Source organism: Catalinimonas locisalis, assembly GCF_038039535.1.
In the GTDB taxonomy this organism is placed as follows: domain Bacteria; phylum Bacteroidota; class Bacteroidia; order Cytophagales; family Cyclobacteriaceae; genus Catalinimonas.
Genome location: NZ_JBBPHP010000001.1, coordinates 536,039 through 553,918 on the forward strand (window position 1 = coordinate 536,039; position 17,880 = coordinate 553,918).

At 44.7% G+C, this 17,880-nt stretch carries 16 protein-coding genes; 11 read left to right on the plus strand and 5 right to left on the minus strand.

The features are described 5' to 3' along the window. Positions 1 to 11: 11 nt before the first annotated feature. The gene (locus WJR50_RS02225) at positions 12 to 1,037 is read right to left on the minus strand and encodes a homocysteine S-methyltransferase family protein (RefSeq protein ID WP_341291581.1); all 1,026 of its coding nucleotides are present in this window, start codon (positions 1,035 to 1,037) and stop codon (positions 12 to 14) included. Between the two features lie 237 nt (positions 1,038 to 1,274). Between WJR50_RS02225 and WJR50_RS02230 the strand changes: the two genes are divergently transcribed. From WJR50_RS02230 to WJR50_RS02255, 6 genes are all read left to right on the plus strand, one after another. Beyond that, positions 1,275 to 2,153: a geranylgeranylglycerol-phosphate geranylgeranyltransferase gene (locus WJR50_RS02230; protein WP_341291582.1), complete on the plus strand. Its 879-nt coding sequence runs from the start codon at positions 1,275 to 1,277 to the stop codon at positions 2,151 to 2,153. 71 nt (positions 2,154 to 2,224) lie between these two features. Then, complete coding sequence (locus WJR50_RS02235) at positions 2,225 to 3,301, plus strand: WD40/YVTN/BNR-like repeat-containing protein (protein WP_341291583.1); 1,077 nt, start codon at positions 2,225 to 2,227, stop codon at positions 3,299 to 3,301. Positions 3,302 to 3,583: 282 nt separating this feature from the next. Beyond that, positions 3,584 to 4,345: a 1-(5-phosphoribosyl)-5-[(5-phosphoribosylamino)methylideneamino]imidazole-4-carboxamide isomerase gene (locus WJR50_RS02240; protein ID WP_341291584.1), complete on the plus strand. Its 762-nt coding sequence runs from the start codon at positions 3,584 to 3,586 to the stop codon at positions 4,343 to 4,345. A gap of 104 nt (positions 4,346 to 4,449) precedes the next feature. After that, complete coding sequence (locus WJR50_RS02245; protein ID WP_341291585.1) at positions 4,450 to 5,193, plus strand: shikimate dehydrogenase family protein; 744 nt, start codon at positions 4,450 to 4,452, stop codon at positions 5,191 to 5,193. Between the two features lie 101 nt (positions 5,194 to 5,294). Further along, on the plus strand, positions 5,295 to 7,319 hold the full coding sequence (uvrB, locus tag WJR50_RS02250; protein ID WP_341291586.1) for an excinuclease ABC subunit UvrB: 2,025 nt from the start codon (positions 5,295 to 5,297) through the stop codon (positions 7,317 to 7,319). A gap of 30 nt (positions 7,320 to 7,349) precedes the next feature. After that, positions 7,350 to 7,775 (plus strand): hypothetical protein, encoded by a 426-nt coding sequence (locus WJR50_RS02255; RefSeq protein ID WP_341291587.1) that lies wholly within the window; start codon positions 7,350 to 7,352, stop codon positions 7,773 to 7,775. Here the strand turns inward: WJR50_RS02255 and WJR50_RS02260 are convergent. Both WJR50_RS02260 and WJR50_RS02265 read right to left on the minus strand, forming a co-directional pair. Next, on the minus strand, positions 7,772 to 8,230 hold the full coding sequence (locus WJR50_RS02260; RefSeq protein WP_341291588.1) for a nucleoside deaminase: 459 nt from the start codon (positions 8,228 to 8,230) through the stop codon (positions 7,772 to 7,774). The genes WJR50_RS02255 and WJR50_RS02260 overlap by 4 nt on opposite strands. Before the next feature lie 2 nt (positions 8,231 to 8,232). Further along, positions 8,233 to 8,805 carry a hypothetical protein gene (locus WJR50_RS02265; protein ID WP_341291589.1) on the minus strand — a complete coding sequence of 191 codons (573 nt, stop codon included), beginning with the start codon at positions 8,803 to 8,805 and terminating at the stop codon, positions 8,233 to 8,235. A 131-nt stretch (positions 8,806 to 8,936) separates the two neighbouring features. On the opposite strand from WJR50_RS02265, the gene WJR50_RS02270 reads away from it, so the two are divergent. Continuing rightward, on the plus strand, positions 8,937 to 9,524 hold the full coding sequence (locus WJR50_RS02270; protein WP_341291590.1) for a hypothetical protein: 588 nt from the start codon (positions 8,937 to 8,939) through the stop codon (positions 9,522 to 9,524). Between the two features lie 122 nt (positions 9,525 to 9,646). Beyond that, positions 9,647 to 10,495 (plus strand): glycerophosphodiester phosphodiesterase family protein, encoded by an 849-nt coding sequence (locus WJR50_RS02275; protein ID WP_341291591.1) that lies wholly within the window; start codon positions 9,647 to 9,649, stop codon positions 10,493 to 10,495. A gap of 88 nt (positions 10,496 to 10,583) precedes the next feature. Here the strand turns inward: WJR50_RS02275 and WJR50_RS02280 are convergent, their stop codons facing one another. Then, positions 10,584 to 11,957, minus strand: a complete 1,374-nt coding sequence (locus tag WJR50_RS02280; protein ID WP_341291592.1) for a Gfo/Idh/MocA family protein — start codon at positions 11,955 to 11,957, stop codon at positions 10,584 to 10,586. A gap of 244 nt (positions 11,958 to 12,201) precedes the next feature. Here WJR50_RS02280 and porV point away from each other — a divergent pair, with 244 nt between their 5' ends. From porV to WJR50_RS02295, 3 genes are all read left to right on the plus strand, one after another. Further along, positions 12,202 to 13,350 carry a type IX secretion system outer membrane channel protein PorV gene (porV, locus tag WJR50_RS02285; RefSeq protein WP_341291593.1) on the plus strand — a complete coding sequence of 383 codons (1,149 nt, stop codon included), beginning with the start codon at positions 12,202 to 12,204 and terminating at the stop codon, positions 13,348 to 13,350. Between the two features lie 122 nt (positions 13,351 to 13,472). Then, positions 13,473 to 15,236 carry a hypothetical protein gene (locus WJR50_RS02290; protein WP_341291594.1) on the plus strand — a complete coding sequence of 588 codons (1,764 nt, stop codon included), beginning with the start codon at positions 13,473 to 13,475 and terminating at the stop codon, positions 15,234 to 15,236. A 67-nt stretch (positions 15,237 to 15,303) separates the two neighbouring features. After that, positions 15,304 to 16,647, plus strand: coding sequence for an amidohydrolase family protein (locus tag WJR50_RS02295; RefSeq protein ID WP_341291595.1), 1,344 nt, complete (start codon positions 15,304 to 15,306; stop codon positions 16,645 to 16,647). Here the strand turns inward: WJR50_RS02295 and WJR50_RS02300 are convergent. Continuing rightward, positions 16,644 to 17,846: a CehA/McbA family metallohydrolase domain-containing protein gene (locus WJR50_RS02300; RefSeq protein ID WP_341291596.1), complete on the minus strand. Its 1,203-nt coding sequence runs from the start codon at positions 17,844 to 17,846 to the stop codon at positions 16,644 to 16,646. The two genes, WJR50_RS02295 and WJR50_RS02300, sit on opposite strands and share 4 nt — an antisense overlap. Positions 17,847 to 17,880 lie beyond the last annotated feature (34 nt).

Sequence of the window (17,880 nt, forward strand, 5' to 3'; positions counted from 1 at the left end):
TCAGTAAAAGCTTAAACTTCTGATAGGCTTGAGTTTTTTATCTTCCGCGGCGAATACTTGGCTGCCATTTCAGCAATCTTGCGTATATGCTCAGGAGTTGTACCACAGCAGCCTCCCAGAATATTCAGGTGACCGTTTTTTACAAAAGGTTCAAGTTCTGCAGCCATCTGCTCAGGTGTCTGGTCATACTCCCCAAATTCGTTGGGAAGACCAGCATTGGGGTGGGCGGAAACGTGGCAGGTAGCATGTTTGTCCAGTTCTTTGATATAAGGCAGTAAATCTTTTGCGCCCAGCGCACAATTAAGGCCAATGCTAAACAGGTTTCCGTGCATCACAGAACTCCAGAATGCTTCGGTGGTTTGCCCTGATAGCGTACGTCCGCTGGCATCGGTGATAGTACCGGATACCATAATAGGGATTTCCAGCCCTTTCTCTTCCAAAAGTGAGTTGAGGGCAAATAAGGCAGCTTTGGCATTGAGGGTATCAAATACAGTCTCTACGAGTAGTAGGTCAACTCCGCCATCAATCAGGCCGATAGCCTGCTCACGGTAAGCTTCTACCAGCTGATCAAAAGTAATGGCTCTGTAACCCGGATCATTTACATCGGGAGAGAGAGAAGCAGTACGATTGGTGGGACCCAAAGAGCCTGCCACGAACCTTGGCTTATCCGGCTGCCGGGCAGTAAACTCTTCAGCCACTTCTTTGGCGATTTTGGCCGACTGATAATTTAGCTCATATACCAGGTGCTCCAAACTGTAATCAGCCTGGGCAATAGAAGTAGAACTAAAAGTGTTGGTTTCGGCAATATCAGCCCCAGCCTCAAAGTAAATAGCATGGATTTCTTTGATTACATCAGGGCGTGTGACAGAAAGTAGATCGTTGTTACCCTTTAGGGGTTTATCGTGATCTTTAAGCGCGTCATTACGAAAGTCTTCCTCTTCAAGCTGATAGCCCTGTATCATGGTGCCCATGGCGCCATCCAGGATTAAGACTTTTTCACTCAGTAATTGATGCAGTTTTTCTTTAGCTATATTCATAATACGATTTTCTTTCCAGATGCGAAGTTAAAGAAGATTCATGTAACTTAATAAGACAGCCTCAGTAAGTATGAAAAGCTAGCCAGTGAAACTAGCCGTATGTTAAGACAATAAGATTTATGATAATGTTTCTTTTGAGCTATTAAAGAAAATGGCTAATTATTTTTCATGAATTAAATCTTTAAGTTTTTTTGTTAACAATTCAATACCATAATAAGCGTATTTTTATAGATAAAGATGAAGGTTGCCAGCATTGCATATCGTGGAAAGTCTATACTCACCGGTTTTGCCAAGGTGACCCGGGCGCATAATCTTGTTATCCTTGCGTTGACACAATATTTTACGGCTATTTTTCTGGCAGACATACATTCCACCTGGAAAGATTATGCAAAAGACTATGAGCTTTTTCTGCTGATTTTTTCTACCACCATCATCGCTGCGGCTGGTTATCTGATCAACGACTATTATGATGTAAAGATTGACTACATCAACAAACCTAACAGAGTAATCGTCGGAAGGCTGATCAAAAGGAGATACGTAATGATTGCCCACAGCCTGCTTAACGTAGTGGGTATTGGCATAGGTTTTTATTTATCTCCAAAGGTTGGGTTGGTTAATTTTGGCGCTGCCTTTTTACTCTGGTTATACTCTAATCAGCTCAAGCGCCTTCCCTTGGTGGGTAATCTGGTAATTGCCGGTCTTTCCGGTCTGGCTGTGTGGGTAGTATCAATATACTTCCCTCAGAACCAACTTTTGGTATATACCTATGCTGTTTTCGCTTTTGCTATATCTTTACTGAGAGAAATCATCAAGGATATAGAAGATATGCAGGGTGATGAGTCTTTCGGCTGCAAAACATTACCCATCCTTTTAGGCGTACGTTATACTAAGCTGTTTTTGTATTTTCTCTCTGCCTTATTCATTTTTTTGCTGTTTTTTATGTCGGGTATGTTGGGGAATAAGACTCTGATCGCTTATTTCCTCATTCTTATCATCCCTATTAGTTACTTTATTGTACGCCTTGTGTATGCTGATACCAAAAGGAAGTTTAATTTTTTGAGTAACTTCTGTAAGTTGTTGATGCTCAGTGGTATTATCAGTATGGCATTTTTCTGAACTATTATCGCCTGCTACCTGTAATTTAAGTGTAGTAGTTCTATTTTTTTAACTTCAAAACTTTTTAAATTATGAATATTAAGACTACTCTTTTTTGGGCAGTGTTAGCATTATTTTTTGTTACTGCATGTGAGGATGATGATCCTGTTGGAGATGGAAGCGAGCAAATCCCTTCTCAGACGTGGACATACAGCGGTCTGGGTGATTATCGTGTTAATGAGGTAGAAGTTTCCGGGGACTGGGTATATGCGGCTACTCAGCAGGGAATGTTTAAAAAAATGCTGGGCAGTGAAGATACCCTCTGGACAGCTGCTGGCTTGTCCGATATGGAGATTACTGACTTTGCCATATTAAATAACGAGCGTTTGCTGGCTAGTGTAGCGCTAAGTGAAAGTAATCCTTCCGCTACTTTATACGAAACCAATAACGGTGGGAGTGACTGGACTGCCGTACAATCAGATTTTGGCGGACAGCAGGGTGCTGTTACTTGTCAGGCTCTGGATGTAAGCCCTATTAACTCTGATATAATCTTCGGAAGAGGCTCATATAATGTGGCTAAATCTACCGATGGTGGCCAAAGCTGGACCAGTGTATTTGCTGACTGGGATAATATAGGCTATCAGGCTGACCTGATCCGGGTAAGTGAAGAAAACCCCGATGTAATCTGGGCAGGAGGTGAAACAAGTATATTCTCGCCATATATGGTTAAGTCTACGGATGGCGGTGAAAACTGGCTGCCAGTGCAAGTTCCTTCTGAAGGTGATAATGCGGTCTACGCTATGGTGATCAATCCGCAAAACTCAGATCAGGTACTGGTAGGCATGGAAGGACGCATCATCTACTCAGAGGATGCCGGAGAAAACTGGGAAGTTGTGCTTAGCCCGGATAATTACAGCTATTTTCATGATATGCAAGGCAGCCTGGAAGAAGGCAGCAAAGTATATGCAGCGGGTACGGATGGCGGAAATGATGTAGGAGATATCATTATCTATACCACCACAGACTTTGGTCAGAGCTGGAGTACTATCCAGCATGCTGGGATGCAGGGAAAACAGTATGCTGCCCTGGATCTAGGCTTATTCTCTGGCGCTATGGAAGAAGCTATGTATGTAGCAACCAATCATGGAGTATTTATTTATAAACCATAAGCTTACTACCTCCGAAATTTATCCTAAGTAGGCATAACCGCCTGAAATAGGTAAAGAAGAAAAACAAAGATGATTGACTGGGAAGGGGAAGTGGAAAATTCTTATGGAGGAAAATCATCTTTTCTTAATGCCTGGCTTTGCTATATTATTAGTTTTTTAGCAGTATATTTGAAACCTATCCAAGAAATTAGGAATATATTGTGTTTATACTTTATAAAAAAAGAATTTATATAGTATATTTCAATTCCATTTTTTTGCTGGAAGTGTTACTGTTTAAAGGTTATGCAACTAAGGAAAATTCAAATTATCCCCTCAATCTCTATCCTGAACAACAAGATTACACGTTTGCAACAGGGTAACTTTTCCCGTGAGCAGGTGTATGAAGAAAGTCCTATTGATTTGGCTAAAAAGTTCGAGGATCATGGCATTACCAAATTACAACTGGTAGACCTGGATGGAACACGTAAAGGCAAGCCCATACATTTTCATATATTGGAAGCTATCGCCGGTCATACCAATCTGGAAGTGGATTTTGCCGGAGGAATTAATACGGATGGGGATGTCAACAAAGCTTTTGAGTCTGGGGCACGTCGTATCACGGCAGCCACACTGGCGGTTAAAAATCCGGAGGAATTTGCCTCCTGGATTATTTCCTATGGTAGAGAGAAAATCGTTTTGGGAGGGGATGCCCTTACCGGCGCGCGGGAAGGAAGAAAGATAGCCATTCAGGGTTGGCAACAGGATACAGGCATCAATCTTTTTGACCATGTAGAGTATTTTTATAGCCGTAGTCTTAAGTTTCTCAAGACAAGCGATATTTCCAAAGAAGGAAATATAGAGAGTCCGTCCTTTGAACTATATCGCGACCTGATGGACAAATTTCCGGGTATCAAGTTGATCGCCAGTGGGGGAGTGCAGCGGTTGGAAGACATAGAGCATTTGAGAGATCTGGGTTTGTATGGGGTAGTGTTCGGACGTGCTTACTACGAAGGCAAAATCAAACTTAAGGAAATAGAGCATTTTATTGCCAAGCAGCCTGCCTGATCATCTTTTTTCCTGCTGTTTTCTGCTGAGTTGTCAAAAACTTTTATTTTTTAGAGATTAGTCAGCGTTTACAAAAATTAGTAACGCTTTTATTTTTTAGAGATATGAAGAATTTGTACGGCCTTATTGGCTACCGATTAAGTCATTCTTTTTCTAAACAATATTTCAGTAATAAGTTTGCGCAGGAGCATATTGAAGACTCTGGTTACGAGCTTTTTGAACTGGAAGATATACAGGAGTTTCCTCAGGTGGTTGAGCAACATCCCAACATTCGCGGGATGAATGTTACTATTCCTTACAAGCAACAGGTGATGCGTTACCTGGATAGTTTGGATGGAAGCGCTAAATTGGTAGGCGCAGTCAATACCATCAAATTTGAGGGTAACAAACGTATCGGTTTTAATACTGATTATTATGGTTTCAAAGAGTCATTAGAAAACTGGCTGGGAACTACAAAAGTCAAAAAAGCGCTTATTCTGGGAACAGGCGGAGCTTCAAGAGCGGTAAAATGCACTCTCCATGCCCTGGAGATTGAATTTCTGATGATCTCCCGAGAATCTTCTGAGCATGCCATCAGCTATGAGGAGTTAAAGGAAAAACATCATCTGAAAGACTTTCAGCTTATTATCAATACTACGCCACTGGGCATGTCTCCCAATGTGGGCACCTATCCGGATATCGCGTATGAGCAGTTGAGTTCAGCCCATTACTGCTACGATCTGGTGTACAATCCTGAGGTAACTCTCTTTATGAAGAAAAGTGAGGAAAAAGGAGCTTCAGTAAAAAATGGCCTGGAAATGCTTCACCTGCAAGCAGAAAAAAGCTGGGAAATCTGGAATAATGGCTGATGAATAATGATTAACCAAACGGTGATCAATGATCCGTAAAAATCGTTTTGTTAAACAATTGCATCATTATTCGTTGTTCATTACTCATTGATCATTGTACTATGGATTTTAAACTCGTATCAGAATATGAAGCAACCGGTGATCAGCCGGAAGCCATACGCCAACTTACCGAAGGCATTCAGAGTGGAGAAAGAGCACAGACCCTGCTGGGAGTAACCGGCTCCGGAAAAACCTTTACCATGGCCAATGTGGTTGCCAACCTCAACCGTCCTACGCTGGTCATTAGTCATAACAAAACTTTGGCAGCGCAGCTTTTTGGGGAGTTCAAGCAGTTTTTTCCGGAAAATGCAGTAGAGTATTTTATCTCCTACTACGATTATTATCAACCGGAGGCCTATATCCCTACCACCAATCTCTACATAGAAAAAGACATGTCTATCAATGAGGAGATTGAGAAACTAAGGTTGAGTGCTACTTCTGCGCTTCTTTCCGGCAGGCGTGATGTACTGGTGGTGGCTTCAGTGTCATGTATCTATGGTCTGGGGAATCCTGATGAGTTTGGAAAAAATGTGATTCGCTTGCAGGAGGGCGACGTATTGTCGCGCCAGAGACTTTTATATTCTTTGGTAGATATCCTTTACAGCCGTACGGAAGCAGAATTTAAGCGGGGTAATTTTAGAGTAAAAGGTGATACAGTAGATGTTTTTGCCGCTTATGCCGACTTTGCCTATCGTATTTATTTCTGGGGAGATGAGATTGAAGCGATCCACCGCATTGACCCGCATAGTGGTAAAAAAATAGCCGACGAACGACTGATTTCCATTTATCCGGCCAACCTCTTTGTGACAGCAAAGGACACCACACAGAAAGCCATCTACGAAATACAGGATGACCTCGTAGAGCAGATACAGAATTTTAAAGACGAAAAGCGTTTTCTGGAGGCCAAGCGGATAGAAGAGCGTACGGAATTTGACCTGGAGATGATCCGGGAACTGGGCTATTGCTCGGGTATTGAGAACTACTCTCGCTACTTTGACCGACGTCAACCCGGGCAGCGCCCTTTCTGCCTGCTGGATTACTTTCCCGAAGACTATCTGATGATGATAGATGAAAGCCACGTGACTATCCCCCAGATAAGAGGAATGTGGGGTGGCGACCGGGCTCGCAAAACCAGTCTGGTAGATTATGGCTTTCGCCTGCCTTCTGCTCTGGACAATCGCCCGTTGACCTTCAATGAGTTTGAAGACATGACCAATCAGGTGATTTATGTAAGCGCTACGCCCAGCGAGTATGAGTTGCGCACTTCTGAAGGTATCGTAGTAGAGCAGGTGATACGCCCTACCGGTCTTTTGGACCCTGTGATAGAAGTACGGCCTAGTCTCAACCAAATTGATGACTTACTGGGAGAGATTGACGAAAGGGTAAAATTACAGGAGAGAGTGCTGGTGACTACACTGACCAAACGTATGGCTGAAGAACTTCAGAAGTTTCTGGAAAGAGCAGGCGTACGCAGCCGCTACATTCACTCTGAAGTAAAATCCTTGGACAGAGTAGAAATATTACGACAGTTGAGACTAGGTGAGTTTGACGTGCTGGTAGGCGTTAACCTGCTGCGTGAGGGGCTTGATTTACCGGAAGTCTCATTGGTAGCGATTCTGGATGCGGACAAAGAAGGATTCCTGAGAAATGAACGCTCTTTGATACAGACTATTGGCCGGGCCGCACGTAATGAAAACGGCATGGTGATCATGTATGCAGACAGAGTTACCGGCTCTATGCAGGTAGCTATTGACGAAACCAATCGGCGCCGTAGTAAGCAGATGGAATATAATGAAGAGCATGGCATTACGCCTAAAACAGTGCTTAAATCCAAGGAAGCCATTATGTTCTCTACCCGTGTCGCTGATTCCAAAAAGGCAGTCAAAAAAGCGTATGCCGGACCGGAAGAGTTCAGCATTGCCGCCGACCCGGTAGTGGCGTATATGAACAAAGATGATCTGGAGAAATTGATCAATAAGACGCAGAAAAATATGGAGAAGGCTGCTAAAGAATTGGATTTTATGGAAGCTGCCAGGATGCGGGATGAGTTAAATGAACTAAAAAAACTTTACGAACAAAAGGAATAGCTATTACCTTTACCGAAACCATCGGTCTCTATGAAGAAACTCTTATTACTTTCATTATTTTTTGTGGTGCTACATGCCCATGAAGTTAACGCCCAATACTTATTCACTGCACAGCTTGATGCTTACAAAACAGATAACCGTGATCCCTTTGAGTTTGTAGATAAAGCACAGTTTGGTCTGGAGTTCAACTATTTTCTTTACGAACAACTGGCGGCTACTGCCGGTCTGGAAGTATGGACAGAAAGTGTGCGCTTTGTACCGGGGATGCGTTTTTATCCTATCAATCCGGTATTCCTGCGCTTTCGGCCCTTACTGGGCAAAGAAATAGACTATGCTTTTGGCGTAGGCTATGCCCGCAAGATCACTGACAACTGGCGGCTGGAAGCTATGACGGACTATTACTTTGAGCGCAGCAATCTGGCGATCCGTTTTGGCGTAGGCTATACGCTTTACTAATCTTCCTTACCCCGCATGCGGCGGAAAAAAGTCTGAATTAAATCGGTGCTTTCATATGCAAGTGTGCCTTGTCTCACCTGCGTACGTGGGTGCAGAATGCGGTCGTTGTATTGCGTAAAGCCTTTTTTTTCATCAGGGGCAGCGTAAACCAATGCTCCTAACTGTGCCCAGTGCAGCGCTCCGGCACACATCACGCAGGGCTCTAAAGTGACATATAGCGTGCATTCGGGCAGGTATTTGGCGCCAAAATAGTTGAAGGCAGAGGTAAGCGCCAGCATCTCAGCGTGGGCGGTTACATCCTGAAGTCTTTCGGTCTGGTTATAAGCTTTGGCAATAATGCGTTCATTGGAAACAACAATCGCCCCCACAGGAATCTCGCCTTCTTCATAAGCCTGTTCGGCCAGACGAAGTGCCTGCTGCATAAAATACTCGTCATCAGGTTTCAGTATACCCACACTTACTTAATTTGGATGCTTTGCATAATCTCCCCGGCAGTGCCTTCCCACTGCTGTTGTAATGCCTGAGGACAGGTGAAGTTAAACACCAGTGTCTTACCGCCATGCACGCTATACTGTATTCGGGTATATTTTCGTACGGGCTGTTGGGGATTCAGCGCATTTTCTTCAGGCCTCACAATGGAAGTGAATTCAAAAACTACGAAATCCTTTCCGTTGATTTCTTCAATCTCTTCGCGAGAAAAACTCACCTCATCGTACAGTTCCAGCAGGCTGGCTTTGTAGAAATCTTTAAGCATGGGCAGGTCGGAAGGCTGCCAGCGGGTATTAGAAGTATTGACTGTCAGGTCAATCATCTGCTTATCATTGGTATAAGCAGCGATGGGCTTGCGGGCTGTCAGGTAGCGTTGATTCAGCAGGTCTTCAGTCATCGGCTGGAATGACTTAGGCACCCCAATCTGAATATTTTCGGTGATTTTGGTTTTGACCAGCTCAATATTGGGTACCTGAAAGCTACTACCGAGTAGCATCACAGAAAAGCCAATGCAGGCTAAAAATAGAGTATGTTGTTTCATATTCAAGTTCTTCTTGTTGCTTAACGTATACCGTCGAAGCAAAAGTATAGCCAAAATCATTATTGGCTTAAGCCAAACAGTATGGAGAGTTACTTGTTTTATAGTCAAGTATACGTCAATTTTTTAAACTAATGGAGGTAACAATGAAAAGTGAGAATATATTCAAATTTTTATCTATTTCTTCTTTGCTGGTCGCAGGCGTTATGTTTTTTGCAGCTTGTGATCCACAACCCAAAGGACCAAAAGTAGGAGAGGAAGGAGAAGAACCGGAGGCCTATGGCTTGCAGGAAGAGGACCTTCCGGGAGGAGATGATGAAGCAGTAGCTGCTTCTGAAAGTGAGTATAACGAAGACTCTGCTATGTATCCGGAAGAAAAAGTACTGGAGAATACTAATATGGAAGATGGTGAGCCGGTTGCGCTTAGTACTGATGTATTTAGATTAGAAAAACAGAAACTTCTGTCTACCCTGAATCTTCATAAGACAGAACTGGAAAATCATATCAGAAACCTGGAAGCAAAGCCGGGAGATCAGGAAGATGCCAGCGTATTAGAGGGTAATATTGAAAAATACAGAACCTATCTTGGAAAGCTGGATAAGGAAATAGCGCAGGTAAATGCTGCTGAAGAAGATGATTTTGAAGAAGTAGTGCCCAGCGCTCAGGCCGCCATTAAAGGAGCCGGTGCCCTGATCAACACAAGAGATATGCGTATCAACTAAGTGTTTGAAGTGATGAAGTGATGGGGTGGATGCGGGCCCCTTGAATAAGCTAAAGCCGCTGAAAGACATTATATTGAGGTCTGACATATTTGTCAGACCTTTTTTACGCTTTCAATAAAGCCATGAGAAGTTTTAAGTACTTATTATTTCTACTACTTGCCTCCCTCGCCTGCTCTCCCACCGAGGTTGCTTATGAGGAGTATGTACCAAATTATGCTTTGCAGGAAAAAGCTGCTGCTAACCTGCTCGAAGATCATCCCATAGAAGTAGTAGTGCATAGAGGCGCTAATCATCTGGCCCCTGAGAATACTTTTGCCGCGGCTGCCAAAGCGATAGCACTGGGGGTAGACTATGTGGAAATAGATGTGCATCGCAGCCTGGATGGCGTACACTACATCATGCATGACCTGGGACTTGGACGCACTACCGATGGCTGGGGGCCTATCCGCCTGAGAACTTCTGAGTACATTGACCAACTGGATGCGGGTAGCTGGTTTGGTGAGGAATATGCCGGTGAAAAAGTACCCCGCCTGGAAGAATACCTACGCTGGATCAAAAGGAAGGCCAAAGTTTACCTGGATGTAAAAACCGCTGATCTGGAAGAAGTGGTCAGGCTGGTGCGTAAGTATAATATGGAAGATGATACCTTTTTTTGGTTCTGGAGTGAAGGTATGCTGGAAGATTTCAGAGCAATGGCTCCTGAACTAAGAGTAAAGATCAACGCCCATTCTTTAGAAGAGGTGAAAGAAGCAAAAAAAGAGCATAATGCCAACATCATAGAATGTAATGTACAGGAGATCACTCCAGAAATGGTTCAGCTCTGCGACTCTCTAGGCATACAGATCATGGCTTATGCCGATAGCAATACCAAAGAGGAATTTGAGGCTGTAATCAGGTCTGAGGCCGACCTGGTTAATCTGGACAAACCTAGCCTGTACCTGGAAGTATTACAGGCTATGCAAGACTTATAGCCCCCCGTCATAGCGGAATACTCAAACCTCCATTTTGAAAAGAAAATCCACTCTTTTTTGAAGTAAATTTTTTAGGAGAGTAAGGTGATTACACCATATATTTTTGATATACCTTATCCCAGGGCTCACGCATTTTTCTGGAAAGCATTTTGTTTGCTTCTTCGTTATTCACAAATCTTTCCTGCTGAGGGTCCCACTCCAGATCCTGCTGCAACATCATGGCAATGTTACCCAGGTGCGCAATGGTGATAGAGCGATGCGCTACTTCTGCGGGAGCGATGGTTTCTTCTCTGGACAATACACAGTCAATAAAATTACGAAAATGGTTGTCGCTTTTGTAGAGATGTGTTTCCTCAGGTCCTATCTCTGCCTCAAGAATACTTTTAGGATCGGCATCATGTCCGCCCCGGCTGGCCCATATGCTGCCTTCTGTGCCACTAAACTTCACCCCATTACCTTCATTACTGCTGGTCACAATCAGTTTTAATCCGTTTTCATAAATACATTCAAAATAAAACTCAGTAGCGGTATTCCAGATGGGGTGATCCGCCCATGTAGCTTTTGCATTCTGTATCTTCACAGGGCCGGTATATTCGGTGTTCATGCCCCATTGGGCAATGTCAGGATGATGCCCTCCCCAGTCCGTGACCATGCCGCCGGAATAGTCCAGTATCCAGCGAAAATTCACATGGGTGCGGGCCGGACAGTAAGGTGCATCTGGCGCTGGTCCCAGCCACATATCATAATCAAAGCCTTTGGGTACAGGCACAGTTTCGGTCAGGTGCCCTGTCTTGCCGAAGTCAGGAGTGCCGGAAGGCAAGCTGCAGGTGGTAGTTTGCAACTCTCCAATCTTACCGTTTCTCACCAGTTCACATACCCTGCGGAAATGCATGTTGGAACGCTGCTGGCTACCCGTCTGAAAGACTACCTCATGTTTTTTGACCGCATCGCTCATGGCTCTGCCTTCGGCTATGGTAAGGGCCAGGGGTTTCTGACAGTAAATGTCTTTTTTGGCTTCAGTGGCCATCAGTACAGGTATGGCATGCCAGTGGTCAGGCGTAACAATTTCCACGGCATCTATATCTTTACGGCCAATCACATCTCTAAAATCTTCGTAGCCACGACATGATTTATATTTTTTACCGTACTTCTCACCATAGGCATCGTCTACCATTTTCATGATAAACTCCCGCCCGGCTACTTTACCATCCCAGTATCCGGCACTTTGTTTGTTTACATCGCAGATGGTGGTAATCTGTACCCTTTCATCCTCCAAAAAGCTTCTTACATCATTTCCTGCCTGATTACCGGCACCGATAAATGCCAGGTTGATCCTGTCGGAGGGGGGGACAAAGCCATTTTTGCCCAGGGCAGAGGCGGGGATGATGGTAGGAAAAACAAACGCTGTGGATATAGCTGCTCCTGCTTGCTTGATAAACTTTCTTCTGCTCGTATTTTTCATAATAGGTTGTTGTAGGTATGCGTTGCCCATACTGATCAGGCATATTCAGTAAATTAAAACAGATGCAGAATAATAACAACTTATTTGTATTTCTGCTCATTAAAATCCCTCCTGAAGTTTTATATTGATTCTCGCTACAATGATCTGTTTCCTTGAGCGTTTACACGGGTAATAAGGTGTGAATATCTCTTTAGATAGAAATGAATAGACAGTTTGTGTTTGATGAACTCAAACCAAATTTCTTATGATGTCAAAACCAAATCACTTTTTGCCCATCTCCCTGTTTCTTGTTGTGCTGGCAAATGTTTCTTTCTCTCAGTCATCAGTAATAATTGGTCAGGGGGGAGAAAGGTTACCCATTACTTCCGCACCTTTCTTAATGATTACCCCTGATGCCCGTAGCGCAGGTCTGGGTGAGGCGGGAGTAGCGCTCTCAACCGATGCCAATGCCGCTTACTGGAACCCTGCCAGGCTGACTCTGCTTCCAGAAAAAAGTAATGTCTCCTTCTCTTATACTCCCTGGCTGCGTAAAGTAGTGAGCAATATGGATCTCTATCATTTTGCTGCTGCCCAGAGAATGAGTGAAAAAGGAGTCTGGGGACTTTCACTCACCTATTTTGATCTGGGAGGTATACAGCTTGCTGCTCCATCAGGTGCTTTAGCATTTTTGGATAATCCGCATGATCTGTCAATTTCCCTGTCATATGCGCATCAACTGAATAAGCAGTGGAACTTGGGAGGAAGTGCCAAATACATAGGCAATAATTACAGCGGCCTTCCCTCAACGAGAGGTGCACCTCAATCTGCTTCCGGCTTTGCCGTAGATTTGGGAGCATTGTACCAGACAGATTTCAAGATTTTACAAAAAGAAAGTCAGTTGGCTGTGGGAGCGAATATCGCTAACCTCGGACCTAAAATGAGCTACTTTGATCGCGAAGAATTTTTGCCAGCCAATATCAATATAGGGGCTTCTCTCCGTTCACAGATTTATAATCATCACAGTCTTAGCTGGTCTTTCAACCTAAGAAAGCTCATGGTTCCTACTCCCGATTCAGTATACATACCAGGGGCTGATAAGAACTGGTTCAGTGGTACTTTTGGCTCTTTTGCCGATGCCCCGGGCGGTTTTGCTGAGGAGCTACGCGAAATCATGATAGGTACAGGGCTGGAATATGGATTCAAAGAAACTGTATGGCTGAGAGGAGGCTACTATCATGAAGCAGAAGATAAAGGAGACAGACGATATTTTACCACTGGCCTGGGTGTGCGTTATCAAATCTTAAGCCTGGATCTGGCTTATTTACTTCCCTTTGGGACGCAGCCTGGTCGCACCCACCCTCTTCAAAATACCCTTAGATTGGGTCTACAGATTAGATTTGGGGAGATTGTATAATGATAACAAAAGCTTGTACAGAGCAATCTACTATACGGTTGCCCTAATTCATTTGCGAGTCAGGGTGACTTTCTCTATTTTGAAAGCTTGCAACCTTACACTAGGATACAACAAACTAATTCATGGAAAGAAGACTGTTCTTACAGCAGATGGGAAGCACTGCCTGTGTGCTCCCCCTATGGACTAATCCACTCAATAGCAATTTTTTACCGGCTCTATCCAGCAATACCGAAGAACTCCTTAAAAAATTTGTCAAAAATTATGACGAGTACATCGCCCGTAATCTGAAAATGCAGGAGACTGATCCTTCACACCTTTGGTTCGGAGGTGTTATAAACAATTACGGTATCCACAACCCTCAGCAAACTGCCGGTTTCTTTCAGACATTAAGCTGTGGCTATGTTTCGGAAGGTTCCAAATATTATCATGATGAAGCACTCATTCAACCCTTGATCCATGCCAGTGAGTATATGCTCAAAGCCCAGCATCCTGATGGCACCATTGATCTGCATTCAACAAATTTTCACTCTACACCTGATACGGCCTTTACGGTAGAACCGGTAAGCCTGGGCTATACACTTTTGGAGCGGGATGCTTCTCCCGCTACTCAGCCTGTCAGGGCAAATCTTAAAACTTACCTGCAAAGGGCGGGAAAAGCTTTGTCGGTAGGGGGGATACATACCCCTAACCATCGCTGGGTAGTATGTATGGCATTGGCACGTATCCATCATCTGTTTCCTGATCCGGCTTATGTGAATAGAGTGGACGAATGGCTGAAGGAAAAGATAGACATAGATGAAGATGGGCAGTACACCGAGCAAAGTACGTTGATCTATAGCCCGATTGTGAATAAAAGTCTGATTACGGTGGTCCGCCTGATGGATAAGCCTGAACTGTATGAGCCGGTCCGAAAAAACCTGGAAATGACACTTTACTATCTGCATGCCAACGGAGAGGTGGTGTCGGAAGGCTCGGGGAGGCAGGATAAATATCAGCGGGGAACAGTGGAGCGTTATTACTATTCCTACCGATACATGGCTTTACATGAGCAGAATGGACAGTTCGCTGCGATGGCAGCTTATCTGGAAGAAAACGAAACCGATGCCATCAGTAATGCACTGGCTTATTTTTTAGAAGCATCCCATTCGGAGAAATCCGGTTCGGAGGAATCTGGTCCGAAGGATATTGACTTGAAAAAGCCTTTGCCGCAAGCTTCTGCACTGCCTACGGATTATCTCAAAGTATTCACTGGTTCCGATCTGGTACGCATTCGCCGGGGTGAAAGGGATGCAACCATATTGGCCAAGAACCCTATCTTTTTTACTTTCTTCAAAGGTAAGGCAGCGCTGGAAGGTATACGACTGGCCTCTGCTTTTTTTGGCAAGGGGCAGTTTGAAGGAGAATCGCTGGAAAGGGAAGGCGATGAATTTGTGCTTCGTCAGTGGCTGGAAGGACCCTACTATCAGCCTTTTGCTGAAGACCAACTGCCTACTTCGGATGGTGACTGGGAAAAGCTACCTCGTGATGAACGCCCTCAGAGCGAAGTGCAGAAATTTCTTTCCGAGATTCGGATTCGTGAAACCAGTACAGGCTTTTTGCTGGACATCAGCATAACGGGTACCGACCGTGTGCCGGTAGCCTTGGAAATGGCCTTCCGCAAAGGCAGCAAACTGAGTGGTGTGAAGAAGGTGGAAGATACAGAAGAGGCTTACCTGCTGGAAGAAGGTTACGGAACACTCAAAGAAGGTGATAGCGAAATACGCTTTGGCCCCGGAAAAGCCGAGCATAGCTGGACACAACTCAGAGGAGCGCTACCTAAGTTGGAAGCCCAGTGCGTCTACATCACAGGCATCACGCCTTTTGAACATCAGATAGAAATTTCCTAGGCCTGTCAGATTTTGAAAAGCTGGCAGATCTCTATGCATAACACCCTATTTACCACTTATCAATACCATGAGTCATATTATCAAACTAAGCTTACTTGTCCTTTTATTAGCTGGCTGTAGCCAGCAGGCGGAAGATGAAAAAGAAACAGGTTCTTCCAATAAAGGAAAGACTATAGAAATCAAGGCAGTGAATGAGGATGTAATTCCCGTCGGTGAGCAGACCATCGCCATTGTAGGGGCTACACTCATTGACGGATATGGAGGTGAGCCAGTGCAGAATGCCACGGTAATTGTCAGGAACAGTGAAATATGGAAAGTGGGACAAGCAGGTAGTATAGAAATTCCTCAGGACACTGAAGTTGTAGAAGCCGATGGCTTAACATTAATGCCAGGTTTAATAGACGCACACTTTCACCTGGGCAATCAGGCTTTGCCTACCCATTTTTTGCACAATGGCGTAACTTCTGTCAGAGATCCCGGCGCCTGGATAGAAAGTTATGCTAATGTAAGAGCTTCCGGTGAACCCATTCCCCGTCTCTTCCTTACTGGGCCGCATCTGGATATGTTTCCTCCTGCGTATCCCAAAAACTCTTCTATGGTGCGGGATGAGATTGAGGCAAAAGAACAGATAGCCAAGTTTGTAGCGCAGGGAGCTTCGGCCATCAAAGTGTATTTTCGGATTCCTCCTAAAATCATGCAAGCCATTTGTGAAGAAGCCAATGCGTATGGCATCCCTGCCGTAGCTCATCTGGAAATCACATCAGCTACGGATGCCATTCATGCAGGCATAGATGGTATTGAGCATGTCACTTCTTTTGGCATAGACCTGATCCCTTATCGGGAAGCAGAGCGCTATCGTCAGGCGGTACTGGCAGACAACAACGCTCGGAGAAACGGAAGATATGAGGTATGGAACAGCATAGATCTTAACAGCGCCCAAGCTGACTCATTGATTCAGCTCATTGTGGAAAATCAGACGGTAGTAAGCCCTACGCTGGGCATATTTGAGTACCAACTGGAAGGAGAAAATACTGATAGTATAAAGGCAAAGGGTTTTGAAAAGATGATGACTTTTGTAGGCAAAGCCAAGGCGGCAGGAGCCCCGGTAGTAGTGGGTTCTCATGCCATCGTGCCTTATTCGGATTTTGGCTGGGCATACCAAAGGGAAATGGAGTTGTTGGCAGAAAGCGGCTTGAGCAATGCTGAAGTGATCCTGGCAGCTACCATGGAGAATGCCCGCTTCCTCCGCATAGAAGATCGCCTGGGCAGCATAGAAGCAGGCAAACAAGCTGATCTCATTCTGGTGAGAGGAAATCCTTATGAAGACATCCAAGCCATGTACCAGATAGAAAAGGTGATGCTGAATGGTAAGTGGGTACCTCCTTTGCCGGAGGAAGAGATACGGGATTAATCAAACACCACCGGCTGGGTCCAGGCCTCTTCCACATCTCCTTCTTGAAAAGGATTGATCTTGGGTTTGGTAGAAATAATTTTAGCTCGCACGTAAAGTTCATCTTCCTGAAGTTTGTAGTGCGCTTCCGAGCCTTCTACCTCTTTAAGTAGTACGCCCATGGCATCACGACTGATCCCAGCGCTTTCCGCTCCGCCTTTTTTGGTGCCCCAAAACTGTATGCGGTAGTCGATCCCGCCCTCTTCTTTTACTTTTACAGCCAGTGAGTCATTGCCATAAGTAAGCTCCTCTAGTTCCACGCCAGTGGTGCTGTAAAAATCCCCTAGCTCCATAGCAGCAATAAGCGCTTCTGGCGTCAGTTCTTCTGCTCTTACCATCACCCAGCCGCGGCCAGGATTACTTTGGTCAGTATTGTACACATGATAGCTGTGGGCATCGTCGGTAGCCAGCCCGTACATGATGGGCTTGCCGGCCTGTATGTAGCTGGTGATCAGGATATCCCACAGTTTTTCCATCCCCATGTGGGTAGAGTCGCCATAATTGTGCACCAGCGGATGACCATTGTACACTTCAAAAAAGCGCTCTCCGGTGAGCGGAATCATATCATCAACCGTGATGGCCCAGCCGAAGTTGGGATGATTGATGTGTGGAAACATAGGCTCTCCAGTTCTTTGTCGTTGTCGGTTGGCTGCATTGATATTATTCTGCATCACCTCCGTTACACTGTTGCCATGCTCGGGTTCTATCAGCTCCTGCACATTGGTCACATTCATGTGGATAGCTTTGTCTTCATAAGCATCGGTCACTTCCTCAGATTGAATGATGAGAAACTCTCCTTCTTCCTCAAAGAGCGGGCGGTATTCAGCCAGGGTTTTGAGCTTTACCCGTATACGGTCATTTCTCTCTTTTTTGTATTCTACCCATTCCTCCCCGTATTTGTCCAGGTACTTCTGAAAGCCCTGCCGGTGGGCGTAAGAGTCAGGGATGAGCTTCCATTTTTCACCTTCAGCCAGCGTATTATGATCGGATAAGCCAATGAAATGATAGCCCCGTGACTTATACCATTCCATGATCATTTCCGGAAAATCATCCCCATCGCTCCAGTAAGAATGGGTATGCAGGTTGCCTTTATACCACTGCTGGGCTTGTAGCGAAAAACTGAAAGAGACTAAAAAAATAAAAAGGACAAGTGTACGCATGGCTTAGGTAGACTGGTTTATGCTTATAAATTTG